The sequence below is a fragment of the Streptomyces sp. NPDC029292 genome, from assembly GCF_055569295.1.
Window position 1 is genome coordinate 85,753 of sequence record NZ_JBVHXR010000001.1, and the last position, 9,447, is coordinate 95,199.

8 protein-coding genes are annotated in these 9,447 nt (G+C 69.3%); 6 read left to right on the forward strand and 2 right to left on the reverse strand.

The features are described 5' to 3' along the window. The first annotated feature begins 209 nt into the window (after window positions 1-209). Both ACZ4WS_RS00450 and ACZ4WS_RS00455 read left to right on the forward strand, forming a co-directional pair. Window positions 210-1,022 carry an SAM-dependent methyltransferase gene (locus tag ACZ4WS_RS00450; RefSeq protein WP_467975844.1) on the forward strand — a complete coding sequence of 271 codons (813 nt, stop codon included), beginning with the start codon at window positions 210-212 and terminating at the stop codon, window positions 1,020-1,022. 336 nt (window positions 1,023-1,358) lie between these two features. Further along, entirely contained in the window at window positions 1,359-2,318 is a 960-nt protein-coding gene (locus tag ACZ4WS_RS00455; protein ID WP_467975846.1) for an SDR family NAD(P)-dependent oxidoreductase, read from the forward strand. 13 nt (window positions 2,319-2,331) lie between these two features. Here ACZ4WS_RS00455 and ACZ4WS_RS00460 read toward each other — a convergent pair whose 3' ends face one another. Continuing rightward, window positions 2,332-3,165, reverse strand: a complete 834-nt coding sequence (locus ACZ4WS_RS00460; RefSeq protein WP_467975847.1) for an alpha/beta fold hydrolase — start codon at window positions 3,163-3,165, stop codon at window positions 2,332-2,334. Between the two features lie 128 nt (window positions 3,166-3,293). Continuing rightward, entirely contained in the window at window positions 3,294-4,586 is a 1,293-nt protein-coding gene (locus tag ACZ4WS_RS00465) for an ROK family transcriptional regulator (protein WP_467975848.1), read from the reverse strand. Between the two features lie 169 nt (window positions 4,587-4,755). On the opposite strand from ACZ4WS_RS00465, the gene ACZ4WS_RS00470 reads away from it, so the two are divergent. Genes ACZ4WS_RS00470 through ACZ4WS_RS00485 form a run of 4 tightly spaced genes read left to right on the forward strand, consistent with a single transcriptional unit; the run spans window position 4,756 to window position 9,338 of the window. After that, entirely contained in the window at window positions 4,756-6,072 is a 1,317-nt protein-coding gene (locus ACZ4WS_RS00470) for an ABC transporter substrate-binding protein (RefSeq protein ID WP_467975850.1), read from the forward strand. Between the two features lie 14 nt (window positions 6,073-6,086). Beyond that, window positions 6,087-7,085, forward strand: coding sequence for a carbohydrate ABC transporter permease (locus ACZ4WS_RS00475; RefSeq protein ID WP_467977105.1), 999 nt, complete (start codon window positions 6,087-6,089; stop codon window positions 7,083-7,085). 25 nt (window positions 7,086-7,110) lie between these two features. After that, on the forward strand, window positions 7,111-7,950 hold the full coding sequence (locus ACZ4WS_RS00480; protein WP_467977107.1) for a carbohydrate ABC transporter permease: 840 nt from the start codon (window positions 7,111-7,113) through the stop codon (window positions 7,948-7,950). Window positions 7,951-7,979: 29 nt separating this feature from the next. Then, window positions 7,980-9,338, forward strand: coding sequence for a GH1 family beta-glucosidase (locus ACZ4WS_RS00485; RefSeq protein ID WP_467975852.1), 1,359 nt, complete (start codon window positions 7,980-7,982; stop codon window positions 9,336-9,338). Window positions 9,339-9,447 lie beyond the last annotated feature (109 nt).

A 9,447-nucleotide genomic window follows, 5' to 3' on the forward strand; every position in this document is an offset into this window, starting at 1 on the left:
GCTCGGCGCGGTCCTTGCCGTCGTGCTCGTCCTCAGCCATGGTGCGCCCTCCTTCCGAATGGATCACCCGCATGGAGCAGGAGCCGGATAGGTATCCAAGGCGGCACCCCGTACGTATCCCTGGCGGCACAATGACGCCGACGGTCCGGAGCCGCTGCGGCGGCCGTATGCGCCCAGGGCAGCTCCTGGGCGCGCGGGAAGGGGAAGACGTGAGTGAGAGCCAGCGCCCGGCGGGCGGATCGGCGAGGCTGAACACCAGCGTGGCGCACAATGCCCGGGTCTGGAACTACTGGATCGGCGGGAAGGACAACTACGAGGTCGACCAGACGGTCGGTGACCAGGTCGCCTCGATGTTCCCGGTGATCCGTGACGTGGCGCGCGCCGACCGCGAATTCCTGGGGCGCGCGGTCCGGTACCTGGCCGACGAGCGCGGGGTACGGCAGTTCCTGGACATCGGCACCGGGCTGCCGACGCTGGACAACACCCACGAGATCGCCCAGCGGATCGCGCCCGAGTCGCGGATCGTGTACGTCGACAACGACCCCATCGTGCTCGTCCACGCCCGCACTCTGCTGACCAGCACGCCCGAGGGAACCACCGACTACATCGACGCCGACGTCCACCGCCCGGACGCCATCGTCCAGGGCGCCGCGGTGACCCTCGACCTCGACCGGCCCGTCGCGGTCATGATGCTGGGCATCCTCAACTTCGTCCTGGACACCGGCCAGGCCCAGGATATCGTGCGCCGGATCATGGCCGCGGTTCCCTCGGGCAGCTGTCTCGCGCTGACCCATCCCACCACCGACTCCGACCTCGGCGGCGAGGGCAACATCGAGGCGATGAAGTTCTGGAACGAGAACGCCACCCCGCCGATCACCGCACGCGGCCGCGCGGAGATCACGGCGTTCTTCGACGGCCTGGATCTGGTCACACCGGGACTCGTTTCGTGCGCGCAGTGGCGCGCCGAGTCCGCCTCCCCCGCCGCACTTCCCCAGTTCGGCGCGGTCGCCGTGAAACCCTGATGCGTCGCGCGTGGCCGTCGTGACGCACATCACCGCCTCCGGCCACGTCAGAGGGAACACCCACCGGTAGTTACCCGTTGAACCAACCGTGGGTGCGGATGGGACAGTGTCCCCGGGCCTCACCTTTGCTCACAGGGACGATCGTTCGGCTGAAGCCCTGTGGAGCCCTTCGCCGAGAGGCGACCGCCATCCGTGCCCACCACAGGCGGCCCCGACCGAGATTCCCCCGTCCGGTCGGGGTCTTTCCATGCCCGGAGGCGGCCCCGGCTCGCAGCCCCACAGGGACGGCCGTGTCCGGTTGACTTCGAGTCCACTTCAATTCGTAGCGTGCGACGCATGACCACTGCACAGCACAAGATCGGTTCGGGCTTCGGTGCCCGGAGCACCGCCGACGACGTCCTTCACGGAATCGACCTCTCCGGAAAGCTCGCGATCGTCACGGGCGGCTACTCGGGCCTCGGCCTGGAGACGACACGCGCGCTCACCGAGGCGGGCGCCCGTGTCGTCGTCCCCGCGCGCCGCCCGGCCGCCGCCCGAGAGGCGCTGGAGGGTATCGACGGGGTCGAGGTGGACGAGCTCGACCTCGGCGACCTGGAGAGCGTGCGCGGCTTCGCCGAGCGATTCCTCGACTCGGGCCGCACCGTCGACATCGTGATCAACAACGCCGGGATCATGGCCTGCCCGGAGACCCGGGTCGGGCCCGGCTGGGAGGCCCAGTTCGCGACCAACCACCTCGGCCACTACGCGCTCGTCAACCGGCTCTGGCCGGCGATCGAGCCGGGCGGCGCACGCGTGGTGGCGGTGTCCTCCACCGGCCACCACAACTCGGGGATCCGCTGGGACGACGTGCACTGGAACAACGGCTACGACAAATGGGAGGCCTACGGACAGGCGAAGACGGCGAACGTGCTCTTCGCCGTGCACCTCGACCGGCTCGGCCGCGACTCCGGTGTACGCGCCTTCGCCCTGCACCCCGGCGGCATCCTCACGCCCCTTCAGCGTCACCTCCGCAAGGAGGAGATGGTCGAGCGCGGCTGGATCGACGACAACGGCGCCCTGCTGCACCCCGAGGCCTTCAAGACGCCCGAGCAGGGCGCGGCCACTCAGGTGTGGGCCGCGACCTCACCGCAGCTGGCCGGTATGGGCGGGGTGTACTGCGAGGACTGCGACATCGCCGAGCCCGCTCCGGCGGACGACACGCGCATCGGCGTACGGGACTACGCGATCGACCCCGGGCAGGCCGCGCGACTGTGGGAGCTGTCGGCGGAGCTGACCGGGGTGAACGCGTTCGCGTGACCTGAGCACGAGGTCAAACGCGGGCCGCGAACTCCCGGAGATCCGCGGTGAGTTGATCGGCGTGGGTGGCGAAGAGGCCGTGGCCCCCGTGCTCGTAGACCTTGAGCGTGCTGTCGGGCAGCAGCTCCGCCGCCCGGCGGCCGGTCTCGTCCAGCGGCACGAAGGTGTCGTGCGTGCCGTGCACGACGAGGACGGGCAGGTCGAGTTTCGGCAGCTCGGGGGTGAGGTCCAGGGTGGCCACGAGCTCCCTGAGAGCTGCCCCGGCGCGCGGAGTCGAACGCAGGCAGCGGTCGATCAAGGACTGCACGTAGGCCGGGGAGAGTTCGTTGGCGGGGAGCTGGAGGGCGAAGAACTCGTGGGCTGTGCCGGTGAAGAAGGCGGCCGGGTCGCGCCGGATGGTCTCGTTGCCGGTCCGCATGACGGCCGGGTCGAAGCCCTCGGGATGATTCTCGGTCCGGACGACTCCTGGCACCACGGCCGCCACGAGCGCCGCCCTCGCCACCCGTCCGGCCCCGTGCCGGGTCAGGCAGCGCACGACTTCCGAGGCTCCTACGGAGTGCCCGACCAGCGTCACGTCCCACAGGTCGAGGTGGCTCAGCAGTCCGTTGACGTCGTCGGCCAGGCTGTCGAGGTCGAAGCCGCCCCACACGTCCTCGGAGCGGCCGTGCCCTCGCCGGTCGAACCCCACACACCGGTAGCCCTCTTCGGCGAGCGGCAGCATCTGGAACTCCCACATGTCCGTCGCGAGGTAGGAGCTGTTGACGAACACGACCACCGGCCCCGTGGCCGGCCCGTAGTCGACGAAGTGCAGCCGGGTGCCATCGACGGGGCTCTCGAAGTACGGCATGGGAAACCTCCCGGAATCCGGTGACGGGCGAGTCGAGCGGGTACGCCCTTCATGGTTCCGGGAGGCGGAGCGCGCGTCGATTACCTCATGGGTCATGACCGGTGACCGGCGGAATCGCCTGCCGCGGATCAGTGCGGAGCCCGCTCCTCCAGGGCCGTGCGCCAGGCCGGTGACCGGTCCTCCGGTACGGGCTCGGCGCGCCGTCCACCCCGGGCGAAGAAGTCGGCGAGGGGCAGGATCGCGGCGCCGACGGTGACCGCGTCCGGGCCGAGCCTGCCGAGGTCGATGGAGACGCGCTCGGCGGGATAGCGCAGCGCGTACGAGGCCGCGTACCGGCGTACGGCGGGCAGGAAACGGGAGCCGAGTTGAAGTCCGGCCCAGCCGCCGATGAGGATCCGCTCGGGCTGGAAGAGGTTGATCAGGTCGGACAGGCCCGCGCCCAGGTACTCGGCGGTTTCCTCCAGGACGGCGAGCGCCACGGGGTCGGGTTCGGCATCCTTCTCGAGCGGGTAGGCCGCGGCGAGCATCGCGGTGAGCGCGGTCTCCTCGTCGGTGCCCTCCGGGGGGCGTCCGCCTTCCTCGCGCCAGCGGTCGAGGAGCGCCTCCGCACCCGCGTACGCCTCCAGGCAGCCCAGGGCGCCGCAGCGGCAGCGGCGCCCCCTGACCCGTACGGTCAGATGACCCCATTCGACGGACCGGCCGTTCTCCACCTCCTCGGTCACCAGACAGGCGCCGACTCCGGAGCCGAAGAGGACGACGACCGCGTTGCGGGCGCCGCGGCCGGCGCCGAACCACATCTCGGCCTGGCCGAGAGTCCGGGCACCGTTGTCCGCGAAGTACGGGACCGTGTCGGGGAGTTCGCAGGTCGAACGGAGCAGGGATTCGAGCGGGACGGCGTCCCAGCCGATCGTCTGGCCGTGCACCACCGCGCCGCGCTCCGGGGTGCGGGCCACGATGCCGGGGACGCCGATACCGACGCCGAGGAGCTGCTCCGGGGCGATGCCCGTCTCGGCCAGGACCTCGGCGATGCCGTCGCGGATGTGGCCGACGACGACCTCGACGTCGTAGTGCTGATGCTCCAACGGCCTCTCGGTGCGGGCGAGTTCGGTGAGGGTCAGGTCGAACAGCTCGACGCGGACGCGGGTTTCGCCGACGTCGACGCCGATCATGTGGCCGCTGCCGGGCACCACGCGCAGCAAGGTGCGCGGGCGGCCGCCGTCGGAGTCGACGCTGCCCGCCTCCTCGACCAGTCCGTCGGCGACGAGTTCGGCGACCACGTTGCTGATGGAACCGGAACTCAACCCGGTGGCCGGGCCCAGCTCGTACCGGCTCATCGGCCCGTCGAAATACAACCGTTGCAGCACGGCGGTGCGATTGCCTCGCCGCAGGTCACGCACTGTCCGCCCGTTCCGCCCCGCCATGTGAATCCCTTCCGGACTGCCCGACCTGCAAGATACCTCTGCGCGATCCCTTGACGCGACTTTCTTCCGGGTCTTAACTCACGTCCTAAATTAAGCCATGAGGGGCGTTCGGGAAGTGAACGCATACGGCCCTCGTGGCTCTCCCTCCGGGAAAGGGACATAAGCAGCCATGCGCAGAATCCGAGCCGCGGCCGCCGGTGCGGTCACCGTCTCCCTGCTGACCGCCGTGACCGCCTGTGGCGGCGGCTCGTCGACGGGCGGCGGGTCCAACGATTCGCCGAAGACGCTCACGTACTGGGCCTCCAACCAGGGCGCCAGCATCGAGGTCGACAAGAAGGTCCTCCAGCCCGAACTCGACAAGTTCGAGAAGCAGACCGGGATCAAGGTCAAGGTGGAGGTCGTGCCCTGGTCGGACCTGCTGAACCGGATCCTCACCGCGACCACCTCCGGCCAGGGCCCCGACGTCCTCAACATCGGCAACACCTGGAGCGCGTCGCTGCAGGCCACGGGCGCGTTGCTGCCGTGGGACGCGAAGAACTTCGCCAAGATCGGCGGCAAGGACCGTTTCGTCGACTCGGCGCTCGGCTCGACGGGCGCGCAGGGCAAGGACCCGGCCGCGGTGCCGCTGTATTCGATGGCGTACGCCCTCTACTACAACAAGAAGATGTTCGCCGACGCGGGCATCGCCCAGCCGCCGGCCACCTGGGACGAGCTGATCGCCGACGGCAAGAAGCTCTCCAAGAACGGCAAGTGGGGCCTGGGCGCAGAGGGCTCGAACCCGTCGGAGAACATCCACCACGCCTTCGTCTTCGCCCAGCAGCACGGCGCCGGCTTCTTCACCGCCGACGGCAAGCCCGACTTCACCTCCGACGGTACGGTCGCCGCGGTCAAGCAGTACGTCGACCTGATGGCCAAGGACAAGATCATCGCGCCGGGCAACGCCGAGTACGCGCAGAACCAGTCCGTGAGCGACTTCGCCAAGGGCAAGAACGCGATGCTGCTGTGGCAGTCCGCGTCCGCCAACCTCACCTCGCAGGGCATGAGCGCGGACGCGTACGGCATCGCTCCGGTGCCCGTGCAGTCCGGCACCCCGGGGACCGGCACGAACGTCAACTCGATGGTGGCGGGCATCAATCTGGCCGTCTTCAAGAACACCGACAACCTCGACGGCGCCACGCAGTTCGTGAAGTTCATGACCAGCGACGGGGAGCAGAAGATCCTCAACACGGCGTACAGCTCCATCCCGCCGGTCAAGGCCGCCCAGTCGGACGCCACGTTCAACACCCCGGCGATCGCCGTCCTCAAGGACACCCTCGCCAAGAGCGCCGCCGCGCTTCCGCAGGTCGCCGACGAGTCCCAGTTCGAGACGGCGGTCGGAACGGCCGTCAAGGACCTGTTCGCCGACGCAGCCGCCGGACGCCCGGTGACCACGGATTCGGTGAAGGCCAGGCTCGAGAAGGCCCAGCAGCAGATGCCGACGAAGTGAGCGCGAGCACCGACATGACCACCACGACCGCCTCCACGGAGGTCGGCGAGCGGACGGTGCGCACGAAATCCCCCGGTGCGGCGCGCGGCCCGCGCCGCACCGGGCGGATCCGCCGCATCGGGCTGCCGTACCTGCTGCTTCTGCCCGCTCTGATCCTCGAACTCCTGGTCCACCTGGTGCCGATGGTGATCGGCATCGTGATGAGCTTCAAGGAGCTCACCCAGTTCTACATCCGCGACTGGGGCACCGCCCCCTGGTCGGGCCTCGACAACTACAAGGTCTCGGTGGATTTCAGCGCGCCCGTCGGCGAGGCGCTGCTCCACTCGTTCCTCGTCACCGTCGGTTTCACCCTGCTGTCGGTCGGCCTGTGCTGGCTGATCGGCACGGCGGCGGCCATCTACATGCAGGACACCTTCCGCGGCCGCGGCCTGCTGCGCGCCCTGTTCCTCGTCCCGTACGCGCTGCCCGTGTACACGGCCGTCATCACCTGGGTGTTCATGTTCCAGCACGACAACGGCCTGGTGAACCACGTCCTGCACGACCAGCTGCACCTCACCGACAAGCCGTCCTTCTGGCTCATCGGCGACAACAGCTTCTACGCCCTGCTCACCGTGTCCGTGTGGAAGGGCTGGCCGTTCGCCTTCCTCATCGTCATGGCCGGACTGCAGAACATCCCGGGCGAGCTGTACGAGGCGGCCGCCCTCGACGGGGCCGGCATGTGGCAACGGATCCGCCGCATCACCCTGCCGTCGCTGCGCCCGGTCAACCAGGTTCTGGTCCTGGTCCTGTTCCTGTGGACGTTCAACGACTTCAACACGCCGTACGTCCTGTTCGGCAAGACCGCTCCGGAGGCAGCCGACCTCATCTCGGTCCACATCTACCAGGCGTCGTTCGTCACCTGGAACTTCGGCACCGGCTCCGCGATGTCGGTCCTGCTGCTGCTCTTCCTGCTCGTCGTGACGGGCGGCTATCTGCTGCTCACCTCCTGGGGAAGGAAGACGGCCGATGTCTAGCAGCTCCACGACGCTTCGCTCGCCGATGGCTCCGCCCCGGTCCTTCCTCTGGTCCCGGCGGATCTTCCTCACCCTGCTCACCGGGTTCGTCCTGGTGCCGGTCTACGTCATGGTCTCCAGCTCGCTGAAGCCGCTCGCGGACGTCTCGGGGAAGTTCCGCTGGCTGCCGAGCGGCCTGACCATCCGCCCCTACATCGACATCTGGTCGACGATCCCGCTCGCGCGGTACTTCGTGAACTCGCTGATCGTTGCGGGTGCGGCGACGGTCTGCTCGGTGGTGATCGCGGTCTTCTCCGCGTACGCCGTCAGCCGCTACAGCTTCCGCGGCAAGCGCGTCTTCACGGTCACCGTGCTGTCCACGCAGATGTTCCCCGGCATCCTCTTCCTGCTCCCGCTGTTCCTCCTCTACGTCAACATCGGCAACGCCACGGGCATCGCCCTGTTCGGCTCGCGCGGCGGGCTGATCCTGACGTATCTCACCTTCTCGCTGCCGTTCTCGATCTGGATGCTGATCGGGTACTTCGACTCGGTGCCGCGCGACTTGGACGAGGCGGCGCTGGTGGACGGCTGCGGACCACTCGGCGCGCTGTTCCGGGTGGTCGTCCCGGCCGCGATCCCCGGCATCGTCGCGGTCGCCGTCTACGCCTTCATGACCGCCTGGGGCGAGGTGCTGTTCGCCTCGGTGATGACCAACGACACCACGCGCACGCTAGCCGTCGGGCTCCAGGGCTACTCCACGCTCAACAACGTCTACTGGAACCAGATCATGGCCGCCTCGCTCGTCGTCAGCGTGCCGGTGGTCGCGGGCTTCCTGCTGTTGCAGCGCTATCTCGTCGCCGGGCTGACGGCCGGAGCCGTCAAGTGACCAACTCTCCCCATTCCGAAGGGACTTCCGTGACCATCGACCTCGCCGCACTCCCGCACGACTTCCTGTGGGGCACGGCCACATCGGCGTACCAGATCGAGGGAGCCGTGGCGGAGGACGGCCGATCGCCATCGATCTGGGACACCTTCTCGCACACCCCCGGAAAGATCGACAACGGCGACGACGGGGACCTCGCCTGCGACCACTACCACCGCTGGCGCGAGGACATCGCGCTGATGCGGCAACTCGGCACCAACGCCTACCGGCTGTCCCTCGCCTGGCCGCGCGTGATGCCGGGCGGCGACGGCCCGGTCAACGCCAAGGGGCTCGATTTCTACGACGCGTTGATCGACGGCCTGCTGGAGGCGGGCATCACGCCGTCCGTCACCCTCTACCACTGGGATCTGCCGCAGGTGCTCCAGGACCGGGGCGGCTGGCCGGTGCGCGAGACGGCTCATCACTTCGCCGCGTACGCGGCGGTCGTCGCGGAGCGGCTGGGTGACCGCGTCCGGCACTGGACCACGCTCAACGAGCCGCTGTGCTCGGCGTGGATCGGTCATCTGGAGGGCCGGATGGCTCCTGGGCTGACGGATCTCACTGCCGCGGTGCGTGCCTCGTACCACCTGCTTCTGGGGCATGGCCTGGCGACCCAGGCGATCCGCGCGGCGGTCCCGGACGCCCAGGTCGGCATCGTCAACAACCTGTCCAGCATCGAGGCCGCCACCGAGCGCCCCGAGGACGTCGCGGCTGCCCGCCGTCTGGACGGCCACACCAACCGCTGGTGGCTCGATCCGGTGCACGGGCGCGGCTTCCCCGCAGACATGCGCGAGGTGTACGGGGTGGAACTCCCCGAACTTCCGGGGGACTTGGACACCATCGCGCAGCCCTTGGACTGGCTGGGCCTCAACTACTACTTCCCGTCCACCGTCGCCGACGACCCCAGCGGACCGGCCCCGCACGTCCGCACGGTCCGCCGTCTCGGCGTACCCCGCACCGGCATGGACTGGGAGGTCGACGCCACCGGCATCGAGCGCCTGCTGCTCCGCCTGACGGACGACTACGGCGCCCGCAAGATCTACGTCACGGAGAACGGCTCCGCCTATCCCGATGTCGTACGGCCCGACGGAACCGTCGACGACCCCGAGCGCACGACGTATCTGGAGCAGCACCTCGCGGCCTGCACGTCGGCGGCCGGCAAGGGTGTTCCGCTCGCCGGGTACTTCGCCTGGTCGCTGCTCGACAACTTCGAGTGGGCGTACGGCTACGCCAAGCGCTTCGGTCTGGTGCACGTCGACTACAAGACGCAGCGGCGCACGGTGAAGGGGAGCGGGCATCGGTACGCGGACATCATCCGGGCGCACCGAGGGAGGAGGCGCAGCGCCGCCTAGGCGACCTCGTCGAGAGCGGCGACGAGCTCCGGGGCCACCGCCTCGGGGGGGGAAGAGGGGGGGGGGGGGGGGGGGGGGGGGGGGGGGGGGGGGGGGGGGGGGGGGGGGG

Coding starts and splice junctions, on each gene's coding strand:
- ACZ4WS_RS00465 (WP_467975848.1), bottom strand. CDS start 4,586: ATGGCGGGGCGGAACGGGCGGACAGTGCGTGACCTGCGGCGAGGCAAT.
- ACZ4WS_RS00455 (WP_467975846.1), top strand. CDS start 1,359: ATGACCACTGCACAGCACAAGATCGGTTCGGGCTTCGGTGCCCGGAGC.
- ACZ4WS_RS00475 (WP_467977105.1), top strand. CDS start 6,087: ATGACCACCACGACCGCCTCCACGGAGGTCGGCGAGCGGACGGTGCGC.
- ACZ4WS_RS00480 (WP_467977107.1), top strand. CDS start 7,111: ATGGCTCCGCCCCGGTCCTTCCTCTGGTCCCGGCGGATCTTCCTCACC.
- ACZ4WS_RS00470 (WP_467975850.1), top strand. CDS start 4,756: ATGCGCAGAATCCGAGCCGCGGCCGCCGGTGCGGTCACCGTCTCCCTG.
- ACZ4WS_RS00460 (WP_467975847.1), bottom strand. CDS start 3,165: ATGCCGTACTTCGAGAGCCCCGTCGATGGCACCCGGCTGCACTTCGTC.